This is a genomic window from Sphingobacterium sp. UDSM-2020 (assembly GCF_016132525.1).
Classification (GTDB): domain Bacteria; phylum Bacteroidota; class Bacteroidia; order Sphingobacteriales; family Sphingobacteriaceae; genus Sphingobacterium; species Sphingobacterium anhuiense.
This window is the reverse complement of sequence record NZ_CP066166.1, coordinates 3,083,358-3,098,299: the sequence shown is the minus strand read 5'-3', so window position 1 is coordinate 3,098,299 and position 14,942 is coordinate 3,083,358. Positions and strand designations below refer to the sequence as shown.

Below are 14,942 nucleotides of genomic sequence, written 5' to 3'. Positions count from 1 at the left end.
GTATATATCCTTTTAATTTTTTCAATATGTGTACGATTAAGTAATAATGATCGAATTCTTATCTATCCTTGGTTGTTGACCACCACGCAAAATAGAATTACTTTCAAATTTTTGAGACTGATCAATATTTTTTATAGTTACAAAATCACGTTCGTCTATCTGTCCACTTTGACCAAAAGCGGTTATTGCATTCCGGTAACTCACCAATTCAATATCATCTAAACTAATACCTGATTGTTTCATCAGAGCTGCTGTTTTAGGAACAGCGAGCGGATCAGAAATTCCCCAATCGGCAGCTGAATTAATCATAATTCTTTCAGAACCATATTGTTTAACAACCTCAACCATACGTTCATTTCCCATTTTCGTAAAAGGATAAATCGTAAAAGCTGCCCAAAACCCTCGATCTAAGACTTCTTTAACCGTTTCTTCATTATTATGATCTATAATCACTGAATACGGAGAAAGTCCATGTTCAATAGCAATATCCATGCTTCGTTGCGTGCCTTTTTTCTTGTCTCTATGTGGTGTATGAATCTGTACGGGAAGTCCAGCTTCTTTAGCAAGCTCCAGCTGTAACCGGAAATATTTTTCTTCGGCAGCAGTCTGATCATCAAAACCAATTTCACCAATACCGACCACACCTTCCTTGAAAATAAACTGAGGCAGTAATTCCATCACCTGTTCGGCTAACTGCTCATTGTTCGCTTCACGTGAATTTAATCCTATAGTACAGTAATGCTTAATACCAAACTGAGAAGATCTAAATCTTTCCCATCCAATTAAGCTACTATAGTAATCCGTAAAACTATCGATCCCTGTTCGAGGTTGTCCTAACCAAAAAGCAGGTTCAATAATTGCCACAATCCCGGCATCAACCATTGCTTGGTAATCATCGGTAGTTCGTGAAGTCATGTGAATATGAGGGTCAAAAAACTTCATTCCACTAATATCATTTAAATCAAGAGTACTTTGGTTTCTTTCGCCTAAATTTCTTTCTTGGAAATTTTCATTACAGCACATAATACAATATTTTTTTATTTTCCTAATTCTATTAATTGGTAGATTTCTGGATGAACAGTTCTATGGGCTGCCAAGCGTTCCTGTACATAATCGTTCAAGGTATTCGCTAAAGTCTGATTAACGCGTTCTTTTAATCCAGTAATTTTTTTAACATCTTTCTCTGTAAAAAATGCTTTCAAAATCATTTGATTCCATGCTCCTTCTGAAAGCATAACTGATGGATAAGGATTATGATACATAATTGCTTCCAATACAGTACCTATATTACTACGGATTCCTTCTTCACATTTACCGACCCATTCTTCGGTATGGCTCAAGAAAGGTAAAGCGGAGTATAATGCAATCAGTTCATTCATTTCTGAAGCAATAAATAAAGTATTGACTTTTTTCAGATATTGTTCCTTGTTCTGATCAGGTAACTGCATCAACAACCATACTCTACATAATCGGTCAATGGTCCATGCTTCCAAAGAAAAGCCAGGTAATAATTGTTTTAGATCAGCAACATCTTCGGATTGGACAACAATATTTTCTTTTCCAAGCTTTCTTGGGAGCTGGGAAAAACTCAAATTTAATTGAAGTGTTTTTTCTTGATTTTTAATCAATTCCACTTTATTGTCCAACCAAGACCATGCATCTAATTTTAGGTTTTGTTGGATAATTTTTTGAAATATATCACTTAGCTGTTTTTTCTTTTTTAAATCAATCACAAGTATAAATTTTATAAATTAACAGCAACAAAATAATTTATAGCTAATGCGCCACTAACAATCAGAAGACCAAAAAACTCTCTTGTCTTCTCAATATATGGCTTCGTTGCTTGCATACTTTCCACAATACTTGGTCTACGATATTTCATCAACCAATCGCGAACGCCATCTTTTGCAAAAAAAAGTATAACTGCATAAACTAGATAAAATACAATAGCACCAAGGTATATAAATGGATAGTAGAAATTAAACACGGCAAGTCCGCAACAAATAGAGGCCAGCATATAAATTGGAATCCACAGCCAGGAATCTTTATCATTGAGATTTACATAGGCAAATCCTATAAAAGCAATGCAAAAAATAATATTTAAAATAATTAGCGCCATACGGTTAGGTTTATTCGATGAAATTTCATCATTACTGATACACAAATAAACAGATTATAAATCTGTTTTAATCAGTCAAATTGTAAAAAAATTAAGACGAAAGTAAAATCACAATAAGAGAGATGCTTAAACAACTAATAAATAGGTTTAAATTTCATCTTTTTCTATCCATTTAGTAACTTTGGGTGCTTCGTACCGTTCCATTTTTTCTAATAACTCTTCAATGGTATTTCCAAACAGAAGCATGGATTTATTCTCTTCTTTCAATAAACCTTCTGCCGTCATGTGATCAATAAATAGCAGGAGGTGATCATAATAACCATTCGTATTGAGAATTCCAACTGGTTTTTTATGCAACCCCAGCTGACCCCAAGTCACCATTTCAAATAGCTCTTCGAGTGTTCCAAAGCCCCCTGGCAATGCAATGACTCCATCTGAATAATCGTGCATGATTCGCTTGCGATCATGCATGGTATCTACTGTAATTAACTTTGTAACCCCTGTATGCTCTCTTTCCTTGGAATTGAGAAACTCAGGAATGACACCTATCACTTCGCCTCCTTTTTCTAATGCACCATTGGCAACTGCTCCCATCAATCCAACTCGTCCACCACCATATACTAGACGAATACCTTTTTTCGCAAATACATGCCCGACATGAGCAGCTTGCTCCTCATAGATATTTTCTTTACCTAAACTAGAAGCACAAAAAACAACGATACTTTTAATTTTTCGCATCATAACACTTTTTTTATTTAAACAATTGAGGAACAAAATCATTGAGATATTTCCTCCAGTTACTCCAGGTATGACCGCCTTCTGATTCGACATATTGATAGCTAAAATTCATCTTATCGAGTTTATCCCTGAAGCCGGCAACATGCTTGTATAAAAAATCCGTTTTCCCAATGGCAATCCAGTACAAGCAGTAAGCGTTGTTTTTTTGAACCTGAAGCTTGGCATCAAGATTTTCGTAAATCGGACTTTTCTTATTTTCTGGAGGAAGAATTGCAGGAGAAAATAATCCAATATAATCAAAAGTTTTAGGTTGGTTAGCTGAAATATACAAGGAATGAAAACCTCCCATTGAAAGTCCAGCAATAGCTCGATTTTTCGCATCAGCTTTCACCCGATAATTCTGTTCTGTAAAAGCTATGATTTCATTAAAATTAGCTTCCATATGTCCTGTAAAAATATCTGGAGTTACCATATCAATTTTATAGAAACCCTTAGAAGACTCCCCTGGTGCAGCCGCATTACTCGTGTGACCATTAGGCATAATGACGATCATCGGCTTTGCTTTTCCTTGCGCTATTAGATTATCTAAAATTTGTGAAGCTCTCCCTAAGGTCATCCAAGCTTCTTCGTCCCCCCCCATCCCATGCAAAAGATAAAGGACAGGATATTTTTCTTTTGAAGCCTCATAACCGGGAGGGGTATAAACGGTTAATCTACGATCTTCTTTTAGCCCTCTTGAAGTATACCATCTTTTAGCAACAGTACCATGAGGGACATTTTGAACAGTATAATTGGATGATTCTGGTCCATTTACGATAAACATGCTCATGACAGAACTCACATCCCGAACCTGATAAGCGTTATTGGGATCAGTAGCTTTAACTCCATCCACAATAAAAGAATAGGTATAAATATCGGGTTTCAGGTCTTGATTTGTAAACGACCATACTCCTCTTGAATCTTTAATTCCAGAATTCAAGTCATCAGTTTGCATCCAATTGCCCTGTAACTTTACAGTCTTCGCTTCTGGAGCCAAAAGTCTGAAGGTTATCTGTTTTCCGTTAATCTCGGGAGAAACAATGGTTTTATTGCCACTAAAATCGAGATTTTCCTGGGCGTTGCCAATTAGGGGCCCCAATAGCAATAAATACAAAATGGATGTGATCTTCATTTCTATGTTTTTATGAACATTAACAATACAAGCTTGACAAAAAGCTTATGGCTAATAAGATATTGATTAACTAAACCCGCTAAATATTGGAGTATTTAAATTTAAGGAATTTCAGTGGGAAATACGAATATTTAAGATCACCATATGCTTTTAAAATGATAAAACGAATATTGTATTTCATCACCCCATATTACAGCACTTTAAGTAATAGTCAATTGAATATAAAATAGACATCACATTTAATTACCACACACTAGCATCATCAGATCGATCGGAACAAAATAAACGTCAATAATAGAAAACAGAGTCAATTCTAATTTTTGAGTTCTACTATCCACTATAGCAAACACGAAGTTTTATTCAGCAAATCATTAATCACAAAAAAAACACTAACAATTTGACTGTTAGTGCTTTTTAACTGTTAATTATTCCAATTATTATTTTCCGATACAGAATTTCGAAAATATATTATCCAACAAATCATCGGTTGAAACAGAACCTGTAATTTCGCCTAAATGAAATAATGATTGACGTATATCCATGGCTAAGAAATCAGATGTAACCGGGTTGTCAATTCCGTTGAGTACACGTTCCAAGGATGTTCGTGTATGCTGAAGAGCTTCTACGTGACGGATATTGGTTACTAAGACATCGTCAGTATTTAAGTTAGATAGATTTACTTGATTTAATAGTTCATCTTTTAGCTCTTCTACCCCTATTTGTTCTTTTGCAGATATGTATAGCGGTTTTAAAACCTCATACTGCTTTTTCTGCTCTACTGTAAGCAAGTCAGCTTTATTAATAATTGTAACAAAAGGTATGTTCAACACTGCAACTTCTGCAATCTGCGCCTCAATATCTACCACCTCGTCTTGTGTAGGATCAAATAAATAAATGATTAAACGTGCCTGCTTCATTTTTTCTCGTGTACGCTCTACTCCTTTAGCCTCGATAACATCGATAGTTTCACGAATACCGGCAGTATCAATAAATCGGAAAGTAATTCCTTTGATATTTATTTCATCTTCAATCGTATCTCTTGTGGTACCCGCAATGTCCGATACAATGGCACGCTCCTCATTCAATAAAGCATTCAACAAAGTAGATTTTCCGACATTAGGTTTACCTGCAATTACAACTGGAACACCATTTTTCAAGACATTACCTTGTTCAAATGAAGAAATCAACTTACTCACCACTTGATTAATTTGTTTAATTAAACTTTTCAATTGATCACGGTTTGCAAATTCTACATCTTCTTCTGAAAAGTCGAGTTCTAATTCTATTAGTGATGCAAAGTGGATCAAATCATCTCTCAATTTTTTCAACTGATTGGAAAATCCGCCTCTCATCTGTTGCATCGCAATTTGATGGGAAGCGGCAGAATTTGAAGCAATCAAATCAGCAACAGCTTCTGCTTGAGAAAGGTCCATTCCCCCATTTAAAAAAGCACGTAATGTGAATTCCCCTGCTTTAGCTGCTCGTGCTCCTTTTTTAATAAGCAAACTCATCACACGTTCAATTATATACTTAGAATTGTGGGTGGAGATCTCAACTACATTTTCTTTAGTATAAGAATTAGGACCTACAAATAGTGAGACCAATACCTCATCAATGATTTCTTCTCCATCTCGTACTGTACCGAAATGAAGAGTATGTGAAGCTTGCTTAAGCAAATTCTTACCCCGAAATACCTGGTTGGTTATTTCAATAGCATCTTTACCAGAAAGACGTATTACAGCGATAGCACCATTACCACTTGCTGTGGCTAATGCCACAATTGTTTCTTGTTCCAAAATAGCGTGTTCAGACATGATACAAAGATAAGGATTACTACTTTAGTTCATGGGCAAATAAATTACAAATTGACGTATAAAAAACGAATAGCGAATAAATATTTTTTAGTTATTTTAATCTTTCACAAACGTGTAATCTCCATCGATCATTTATCCTATTTATAAAGTTTGTATTAAAACTTTTCAAAATGAGTTTCAACCTATAGTCATCCTATAAGCTGATTCGGCTATTTGTTGTGTGTATATTGTGCATAGCAGGTGCATAGATAACCTATTCATTGTGTCGATCTAGGCTGATGGTATAGTCAATGTTATCTACTTGCAGGCTCAATCCTATGTCGTGCTAGGGTGATCGTATAGCCATTGTTATCATCCTGCAGGCTCATTCTTATATCGTGCTAGGGTGATCGTATTGTTAATCTTAAAAATACAAAAAGCATCACCTTTGTGGGGTAATGCTTAATATAAATAATAATAATTCCAGTTATTTACCGTCGTAAATTAATTTATTTTCGATCATTCGGTTATTATATTGCTGTTCAAAAGCTTTAAATTTTGTTTCCATGGTATCTAGCACTAGGGGTGGTTGTTTCAATAAATCATGTTTCATCAACCGATCTTCTTTTAGATTGTGGAGGGAAATATTTTTTATTCCATCGTTGATCAGCAAATAATCTTTGTAATAAAAATTAAATATTCCTGAATTATTGTTGACTACAAAATTTTCCTTTGTTGGATTTAAAGCATCGAAACCAAATGCAAAATATGGTTTATCATAATTCAAATAATTTAATACTGTAGGCATGATATCTATCTGTTGCGCCAATTTATCACTTCTACCTTTTAAATCTCCTCCTGGATGGTAAAGGATAATAGGAATCGCATAACTATTGGCCGCAGTCTGGTATTCTGGCAATGCGCTTACCGTTGCATGATCTGCACAGATAACAAACAAGGTGTTTTTATACCAAGACATAGAAGATGCAGTTTTAAAAAATTGACGTAGTGCATTATCAGTATAACCTATAGGTTCTTGAACAGGTAAAGGTCCCTTTGGAAAAACTCCTTCATATTTTGAGGGTACTTTAAAAGGGTGGTGAGAAGAAAGCGAAAAGAAGCTTGCAAAAAATGGCTGTTTAAAGGAGTTAATTTCATTAGCCATATATTGCATAAACGGTTCGTCCCATATGCCCCAGATACCGTCAAAGTCTGCATCGTTATTGTATTCATTTTTACCATAATAATGTTGAATACCGGCTAACTTCATATATGCAGAAAATCCCATACTTCCATTTGGAGCACCGTGAAAAAATGCTGTTTCATAACCTTTATTTGCTAACAAATTAGCAATACTGGTCGTTTTATTACCTGAATATACCGACAATACAAATGGTTCACCTACAGATGGTATTCCTGTTATAACAGAAGGCAGTGCATCAATTGATTTACGTCCGTTAGCATAGGTATGTTCAAAAGTATATCCTTCCCGGATTAAAGAATCCAAAAATGGTGTATATCCTTTATACTGTCCGCCTTGAATATCTTTATTTAACTCTCCAAAATGTTCTTTTGCAAAGCTTTCCAAAATTAGAAAGACAACATTCATTTTTTTAAAAGGCTCCTTACTTTGAGGATAATGAACAGGATTATAAATTGTAGTCAGCTCTTGTTCGGTATACGTATGAATAGGTTTTAAATTAACCGCTTTTAACGTCTTCATTAAACTAAAAGGAGTATTTAATACAATATTCATCTCTTCGGGATTCGTTACATAATCTCCTGCATTACTTAATGTAATAGGCCTTGTACTATGCGCCCATCCTCCACGAACACCTCCAATAAACAGAAAAATAGCAATTAAAAAACAAGCCGATTGAATGCTATATGTAGGCCATCTAAACAGTAGTGGACGCTGCACTTGTACGAGATCATATAGCTTAATTAAAGCATAAATCAATATCGCAAATAGTATAAAAAGATACCAGTAGTCAAGGCAAAAATCTAAAGCCAAGGAACCTAAATTTTTTTCATTTGCAAACTGATCAAATACCGTCCCTGTAGTTCGTTTCAAGGTAAATGGATAATAAGCAAAATCAACTAAATTTAAAGCGATTCCGATTGAATTGGTAATAATAAAAATCCACTTTGCTATTTTTTGATATAAGGTATTATACTTGAATGGTGCAGGAATAATCTGCATTAATAAATAGAGTATATTTAAATATAGTAGCGCTACGATATCAAATTTAACCCCACCCCATAACATATACAATAATTGAGCACTATTTACATGGGGAAAAAGAGCATAATTAATCCCATAAAAACCCAGTCTTAAAAAAGCATAAATTAACAGCAGTATGAGAAATCTAATCAGCAAACCGAGATATGGTGCAAATGAACCTTTCAACTTTATCATATTTTCTATCTAATATTTTAAAAACTCTTTATACACTTCTTGGTAATAAGCTTTTCCTATATTGAGTAAACTATCTGTTTTTACAGGAGAATAGTCACTATTCTGTTTATAATTAATAATCTTCCCTACATTATCAAAACTCACGACTTGATCTGGTGTAATTACACCAAAAGCATCTTTAGAATTGTAAAACGCAATTTGAGGTGTGGTTGGATTCAATAAGTCGCGACTCCAATGGTATCGAGTAGCCGGAAGATTTAATTGATGAAGCAATGTAGCTACCATATCGGTCTGATTACCGATACGGTCGATTTTTTTACCTCTGAATTCGGGTTTGATTACATCGCCAAAAAATAAAAGTGGAATATGAAAACGATGCGGGTTAGACAACTCCCATTTCTCTGCAGGCAACCGGTGTCCATGATCTGCTACAACAACAAATAGGGTATTTTTATACCAGCTTTTGGTTTTGGCTTGATTAATAAAATCATAAACAATCGAATCTGTATAGAAGGCCGTGCTTCTAAATTTATCTGCATTTGATTTGGTCCCAAATTTATAACGCCCTGGCAAGTTAAAGGGTTCGTGATTGATTAGTGTAAAAATTGTTGAAAAGAAGGGGGGGGTCTCGGTATCAAAATCATGTAGCATTCGTTTTAATACAATATGGTCATAGACACCCCATGAAGCCCGTGAAACATCCACACCAAAGTTTGCATTATCGACAACTTTCGAAACACCGTGCATCAACATGTACGATTTAAAATTGTAAAACTCACTTTGACCCCCATGATAAAATGAACCATGGTAACCTGCACTGCTTAATTCTTGACCTACGGCCGGCAAATTCTCATGTTTATCGATATACTTAATAATGCTTTCGGGGCCTTGTGCCGGAAAGGCACTGAATATTCCCACCATTCCTTTATCAGATCGATCTGCGGCCGCATAAATGTGATCAAAAAATACGCCTTGATTAATTAATTTCTCAAAATTTGGTGTAATTCCTTTTTCTCCTCCCATTGATTCAATAAGACCGCCAACAAAACTTTCTAACATGATAACAACAACGTTGGGACGTTTCGTAGTCAATATAGAAACGGATGAATCTGGATTTGCATTAAATGCAGGTTTTAAAGTCGAATGGAGCTGGGCTTCATCATTATAAAACTGATAAGGACTTTTTAACCGGGTACTTTTCGCAAAATAATCCCGCAACAGTGCCCATTGTGTATTTACCGCAGCATGATTATAAAAGCTTTGCTCAGAAAAATAAGCTTTGCTCGGATTTAAAGTTGCTCTTCCATATCCTCCTCTTATAAAAGTAAATAGCAAAATAGTTCCAATCAATAATTTAATAGCATTCTGCCAAGGCAACTTAATATTATAAAAATGCACTTTTTTGAACATCCAACGATATAAAAAATAGCCAACAACGATTCCGACAATCATTCCAAAAACTGGAAAGAATACAGGTGTTGATTCGGCAGAAGCAACGGCTCCAGATGGTGATGCTAAAAAAGCATCAATTGCTCTCTTTGAAATTTTATCGCCCCATTCCCGATAAATATTGATATTAATAAAAGAAACAACAAAATAAATAACGAGCAAAGTGATGGTGTACACATCCAAAATTTTTCTTTTATAATGTACATTCGGTAAAAAAGATAAGATACAGTAGATAAGAAATGGAACTGCACAGATATAGGATACTGCTGAAAAATCTAAACTAAGGCCGTGATAATAGATTTTGAAAATCTCTGAGAAATTTTTCGATCCAATTTTATCAAAAAAAGCTGTTATAAACAGCAATCGATCAATAAAACATATGATAAGCCAAAATAAAAAGTACTGAGTTAGGGCCTTTAACTCATTGGCAATTCTATTCATTTTTAGTATTTATGTAAAACACGCAAATGTACGCTATTTCAGTAATAATAGTCTAAAATGTTATGATTATGTTATAAAAATATTACCATAAGGTCAATTTCAATTTTACAATAGAAATGGTTGCAAAACCAACACTACAACAAGATCATAATCAACACATTAAAGCTTTATAAAATTTAAGATATACTCTTAATTATATATTTACACTTACGAATGTGGTTTTATACGTAAAAAAAAGCATAAATGAGTCGAAAACCAATTTTTGAAATAGCAATATTAAACTTCTATAAAACAACTAAATTCGCTAAATTTGCAAACGATTTTGAAAAAAAATTATCATGAGTATAGCAAAAACTTACAATCCTAAAGAAGCTGAAGACAAATGGTACAGCTACTGGATGGAGAACGGATTTTTCCGTTCTACACCTGATGAGCGTGAACCGTACACAATAGTAATGCCTCCTCCGAACGTCACCGGTGTATTGCACATGGGACATATGCTGAACAATACCATTCAAGATGTATTGATTCGTCGAGCACGTATGCAGGGTAAAAATGCTTGTTGGGTCCCTGGAACCGATCATGCCTCTATTGCAACTGAAGCAAAGGTTGTCGCTATGTTGAAAGAGCAGGGAATTGATAAAAAATCATTATCGCGTGAAGATTTCTTAAAACATGCTTGGGAATGGAAAGAGAAATATGGTGGCATCATCTTAAAACAACTTGAGAAATTAGGTGCCTCATGTGATTGGGAACGCACAAAATTTACAATGGACGCTGATTTATCAGAATCAGTGATTGACACCTTCATCAAGTTCTATAAAGAAGGTTACATTTACCGTGGTGTCCGTATGGTAAACTGGGATCCACAGGGAAAAACAGCTTTATCTGATGAAGAGGTAATCCGTAGAGAGGTCAACCAAAAACTGTACTACATCCGTTATCAAATTAAGGATTCAAATGAACAAATCATCATTGCTACGACTCGTCCAGAGACGATCATGGCCGATGCAGCTATCTGTATTAACCCTAATGATGAGCGCTATACACACCTAAAAGGTAAATCAGTTATTATCCCATTAATAAATCGTGAGATTCCAATTATCGAAGATGAATACGTGGATATAGAATTTGGTACAGGTTGCCTTAAAGTAACTCCTGCTCACGATTTGAATGATTATGCTTTAGGTCAAAAACATAACTTAGAAATCATTGATTTATTAAACGATGATGGAACATTAAATGCCAATGCTCAAATTTTAGTTGGTGAAGACCGCTTCATTGCTCGTAAAAAAATTGCGAAACTTTTAGAGGAAGTCAATCAGATCGAAAAAATTGAAGATTATAAATCTCAAGTAGGCTTTTCAGAGCGTACTGATGCTGCTATTGAACCAAAACTTTCCATGCAATGGTGGTGCAAAATGGATAAATTAGCTCAACCTGCATTAGATTATGTTGTAAGCGGAGAAGTAAATTTAATTCCAGACAAGTTTACATCCAGCTACAAGCATTGGATGGAAAATGTAAAAGATTGGTGTATTTCTCGTCAGCTATGGTGGGGTCAACGTATTCCGGCATGGTACAATGAAAAAAACGAATGGGTAGTTGCAAAAACTGAATCTGAGGCAATTCAAGAGTTTGAATCTCAAGGTAAAGTTGCTGGTGCGATCCGTCAGGAGGAAGATGTACTCGATACATGGTTCTCGTCTGGTTTATGGCCTATGTCGGTATTCGACGGCGTTCGCAACCCTGAAAATGAAGAATTCAACTATTACTACCCTACAAATGATTTAGTAACAGCTCCCGAAATTTTATTTTTCTGGGTAGCGCGTATGATGATCATGGGACATGCATATACGGGTAAAGCTCCTTTCAAAAATGTATATCTAACAGGTATCGTTCGGGATAAATTGGGCCGGAAAATGTCCAAATCATTAGGAAATTCTCCTGATCCGATCGAACTGATGGCTCAATACGGCACCGATGGTGTACGCGTAGGTATGCTACTTTCTTCGCCTGCTGGAAATGACTTAATGTTTGATGTCTCTTACTGTGAGCAAGGTCGTAATTTTGCGAATAAAATATGGAATGCATTCCGTTTAGTTAAAGGTTTAGAGACTATAGATGCTCCTGCAACTGAAGCTCAGAAAACTGCGGCAAAATGGTTTGATAGCAAATTTAATGCTACTTTAATTGAGATCGAAGATCACTTTAATCATTATCGCCTATCCGATGCCCTGATGTCTACTTACAAATTAGTATGGGATGATTTCTGTGCTTGGTATTTAGAGCTTGTAAAACCTGCGTATCAAACTCCCCTTGAAACGGAGACTTTTGAAGTGGTAAAGGGATTTTTCAAACGTATACTTACATTGGTTCATCCTTTTATGCCTTTCTTGTCTGAGGAACTTTGGCATGATGAACTATTTGGAGAACGCGATGCAAAAGATTGTATCATTGTTGCAGAGTATCCAACGGTTGGCGCTATCGATCAAAAAATCATTAAGGAATTTACTTTTGTTCAGCAGATTATTTCTGAAGTTCGAAATATCCGTAATACTAAGCAGATTTCACCGAAAATTGCTTTACCGTTAGCCATCAATGCAACAGAAATTGATTTTACAAACTATCAAGAAAGTATTATCAAGTTGGCTAACATTGAAAAACTAACCTTTGTTCAAGAAAAAGTAGCTGGAGCAGTTAGTTTCTTAGCTGGCAAAGAAGAATGTTATGTTGCGCTTGAAGAAAACATAGATGTAGACGCTGAACGTGAAAGAATCACAAAAGAAATCGATTATTTAAAAGGATTTCTCGTTTCTGTAGACAAAAAATTATCGAATGAGCGTTTTGTTCAAAATGCGAAGCCAGAAATTATTCAAAATGAACAAAACAAGAAAGCTGATGCTGAATCTAAAATTAAAATATTAGAAGATAGCTTAGCTAGTCTTGCTTAAATCATTTCAGAATTAAAAATTTAAGAGGGCCAATTTTAATGAAAATTGGCCCTCTTAAATTTTAGAGTTTCATCCCCATAGCCAATGCTACCCTATATTAAAAATATGTGCGTTTAAAAGACGATATAAACAATTAAAATTCAAACGCATAGAACTGAACAATATTTTCATTTATAATGATGTGTAAAAATAATTACATTCATATCCCTAATTGGAATCAAATTTGTCATCTAATTGATTATGATCATTCCAAAATAAGTATTTTACACAAAAAAACTAGATTGTTAAAAACATGAAAAAAAAAAGCACTTCTCTTTCTATTTTCAATTACCTTTTTATTGGTTCGTGCACAGGAACAACCTGCAGCGTATGCTGTCAGTGATGAATACACTTTATGGAATTTTCAGAAAGGTGATACAGCTTATGTATTCGCTGACGTGGCATATGTCCGTGAAAATGCGGATACTAAATCGAAGTTGGTCGATTCTCTACAAGAGGGCGCAATGGTTGTTATTAACAGTGAGGGGTACAATGGAAGTACGATAAGAGGATTTTATGCGCCATGGTATAAAATTAGTTTTATAAAAGACAATGTCAAAAAAGAGGGTTTTATATGGTTAGGTTTACTAGCTCTCAACAGCATACTTAACCAGGAGGGCGAACAGTTCATTTATGGTTTTAAAAAATTCAGATCCTTTACTGAAAATACACCATCTTATTATGACGCCGAACTCAAAGTTTTTGATCGAGAAAAAAACGTTATTGCGCGCGCTTCATATCAAGCTGAGGTAAATGATCAAACTGGTACCGAGACTAAGATCTTAGGAGGAATGGGATTAAAAAACATTAAAAATATTCATCGTTCTGCTTTTTTAGGTGAGGCATGTGGAATCGCTACCCAATATTACTATTTTGCATGGACTGGTCAAGAATTGATTCATTTCCCAAGCAAAATGTCTGTTTCTGATGCGGGTGTATTCTATTATGATGAAACAATCTTGTTCCCCTCCGAACATAAAGGTGATCCCACTATGATCTATAAAAAAATAGTTGAAGGCGAAAATATTGATGACAATTTAGATGAGCCGAATTACAAGGAAACAAAAAGTCAAAAGAAATACACCTGGGATGGAAAAACGTTAAGTGAGCTCATCGAAATGAGGTAAGCAATTGAAAGAAGGAATTTATTCACCTTTTTATAACCTATGTTCGCCGATGCTTCTTCTAGGTTTACCTAAAAAAGACGTGAATAAATTATTATAGGATTTATCTTTGGCTAAACAAAGAAACAAAAGATATGATCTTAATAGCAGTATTATTACCTTGGCTTTCCTTTTTTTTAAGAGGGAAAATATTTTCTGGAATTTTATGTTTGATTTTGCAATGCACACTTATCGGTTGGTTGCCCGCGGCAATATGGGCAGTTGCTTCACGAGTTGATGGTAAAAATAAATCCAGATTTAATCAGTTTAAGCGTGAGCAACGCTTTTAACATTTCTATCCAATTATTTGGACAATAATGATTATATTTATTGGACATCATTTTAAAAATCAAATCATTATGAGCATTAAAGAAACTTTCTCGATTACAGGTGAAAATCTACTAAAGAAGATTAAAGAACTCATTGCGGATGGAAATGTGACGAAAATCAGCATATCCGATAAATCAGGAAAAGAAATCATGAGTTTCCCTGTTACTGTAGGTGCTATAGGCCTCATCTTTGCCCCTATATTTGCAGCAGTTGGTGCTATGGCGGCTTTATTGACAGAATGCAAAATAACTGTCGAACGACAAGAAAAAGATGATAATGACCAAGACAATCAAAATACATCTCAGAGTATTGAAGTAAAATGATAG

Annotated in this window: 12 protein-coding genes; 4 read left to right on the top strand and 8 right to left on the bottom strand. The window is 34.9% G+C overall.

The genetic code is table 11. The features are described from left to right. Window positions 1–36 precede the first annotated feature (36 nt). The 8 genes from JAZ75_RS13115 to JAZ75_RS13080 form a co-directional block, all read right to left on the bottom strand. On the bottom strand, window positions 37–1,023 hold the full coding sequence (locus JAZ75_RS13115) for a TatD family hydrolase (RefSeq protein ID WP_021189017.1): 987 nt from the start codon (window positions 1,021–1,023) through the stop codon (window positions 37–39). A 14-nt stretch (window positions 1,024–1,037) separates the two neighbouring features. Further along, entirely contained in the window at window positions 1,038–1,733 is a 696-nt protein-coding gene (locus tag JAZ75_RS13110; protein WP_232789187.1) for an EboA domain-containing protein, read from the bottom strand. A gap of 11 nt (window positions 1,734–1,744) precedes the next feature. Beyond that, window positions 1,745–2,119 (bottom strand): transmembrane 220 family protein, encoded by a 375-nt coding sequence (locus JAZ75_RS13105; protein WP_132770816.1) that lies wholly within the window; start codon window positions 2,117–2,119, stop codon window positions 1,745–1,747. A gap of 147 nt (window positions 2,120–2,266) precedes the next feature. Next, a complete protein-coding gene (locus JAZ75_RS13100) occupies window positions 2,267–2,860 on the bottom strand; it encodes a TIGR00730 family Rossman fold protein (RefSeq protein ID WP_232789186.1) in 594 nt (197 codons plus the stop codon). A 10-nt stretch (window positions 2,861–2,870) separates the two neighbouring features. Next, window positions 2,871–4,028: an esterase gene (locus JAZ75_RS13095; protein ID WP_208695888.1), complete on the bottom strand. Its 1,158-nt coding sequence runs from the start codon at window positions 4,026–4,028 to the stop codon at window positions 2,871–2,873. Between the two features lie 437 nt (window positions 4,029–4,465). Then, on the bottom strand, window positions 4,466–5,842 hold the full coding sequence (gene mnmE / locus JAZ75_RS13090) for a tRNA uridine-5-carboxymethylaminomethyl(34) synthesis GTPase MnmE (protein WP_208695886.1): 1,377 nt from the start codon (window positions 5,840–5,842) through the stop codon (window positions 4,466–4,468). A gap of 466 nt (window positions 5,843–6,308) precedes the next feature. Continuing rightward, the gene (locus JAZ75_RS13085) at window positions 6,309–8,240 is read right to left on the bottom strand and encodes an LTA synthase family protein (protein ID WP_132842765.1); all 1,932 of its coding nucleotides are present in this window, start codon (window positions 8,238–8,240) and stop codon (window positions 6,309–6,311) included. Window positions 8,241–8,249: 9 nt separating this feature from the next. Then, window positions 8,250–10,130: an LTA synthase family protein gene (locus JAZ75_RS13080; RefSeq protein WP_208695884.1), complete on the bottom strand. Its 1,881-nt coding sequence runs from the start codon at window positions 10,128–10,130 to the stop codon at window positions 8,250–8,252. A gap of 338 nt (window positions 10,131–10,468) precedes the next feature. Here JAZ75_RS13080 and JAZ75_RS13075 point away from each other — a divergent pair, with 338 nt between their 5' ends. From JAZ75_RS13075 to JAZ75_RS13060, 4 genes are all read left to right on the top strand, one after another. After that, window positions 10,469–13,084, top strand: coding sequence for a valine--tRNA ligase (locus tag JAZ75_RS13075; RefSeq protein WP_208695876.1), 2,616 nt, complete (start codon window positions 10,469–10,471; stop codon window positions 13,082–13,084). A gap of 338 nt (window positions 13,085–13,422) precedes the next feature. Beyond that, the gene (locus tag JAZ75_RS13070; RefSeq protein ID WP_208695869.1) at window positions 13,423–14,250 is read left to right on the top strand and encodes a hypothetical protein; all 828 of its coding nucleotides are present in this window, start codon (window positions 13,423–13,425) and stop codon (window positions 14,248–14,250) included. 131 nt (window positions 14,251–14,381) lie between these two features. Next, window positions 14,382–14,576 carry a YqaE/Pmp3 family membrane protein gene (locus JAZ75_RS13065; RefSeq protein WP_021188471.1) on the top strand — a complete coding sequence of 65 codons (195 nt, stop codon included), beginning with the start codon at window positions 14,382–14,384 and terminating at the stop codon, window positions 14,574–14,576. 69 nt (window positions 14,577–14,645) lie between these two features. Next, window positions 14,646–14,939: a DUF4342 domain-containing protein gene (locus JAZ75_RS13060; protein ID WP_037525171.1), complete on the top strand. Its 294-nt coding sequence runs from the start codon at window positions 14,646–14,648 to the stop codon at window positions 14,937–14,939. The last annotated feature ends 3 nt before the right edge of the window (window positions 14,940–14,942 follow it).

Coding starts and splice junctions, on each gene's coding strand:
- mnmE (WP_208695886.1), bottom strand. CDS start 5,842: ATGTCTGAACACGCTATTTTGGAACAAGAAACAATTGTGGCATTAGCC.
- JAZ75_RS13075 (WP_208695876.1), top strand. CDS start 10,469: ATGAGTATAGCAAAAACTTACAATCCTAAAGAAGCTGAAGACAAATGG.
- JAZ75_RS13100 (WP_232789186.1), bottom strand. CDS start 2,860: ATGATGCGAAAAATTAAAAGTATCGTTGTTTTTTGTGCTTCTAGTTTA.
- JAZ75_RS13095 (WP_208695888.1), bottom strand. CDS start 4,028: ATGAAGATCACATCCATTTTGTATTTATTGCTATTGGGGCCCCTAATT.
- JAZ75_RS13080 (WP_208695884.1), bottom strand. CDS start 10,130: ATGAATAGAATTGCCAATGAGTTAAAGGCCCTAACTCAGTACTTTTTA.
- JAZ75_RS13115 (WP_021189017.1), bottom strand. CDS start 1,023: ATGTGCTGTAATGAAAATTTCCAAGAAAGAAATTTAGGCGAAAGAAAC.
- JAZ75_RS13105 (WP_132770816.1), bottom strand. CDS start 2,119: ATGGCGCTAATTATTTTAAATATTATTTTTTGCATTGCTTTTATAGGA.
- JAZ75_RS13065 (WP_021188471.1), top strand. CDS start 14,382: ATGATCTTAATAGCAGTATTATTACCTTGGCTTTCCTTTTTTTTAAGA.
- JAZ75_RS13085 (WP_132842765.1), bottom strand. CDS start 8,240: ATGATAAAGTTGAAAGGTTCATTTGCACCATATCTCGGTTTGCTGATT.
- JAZ75_RS13060 (WP_037525171.1), top strand. CDS start 14,646: ATGAGCATTAAAGAAACTTTCTCGATTACAGGTGAAAATCTACTAAAG.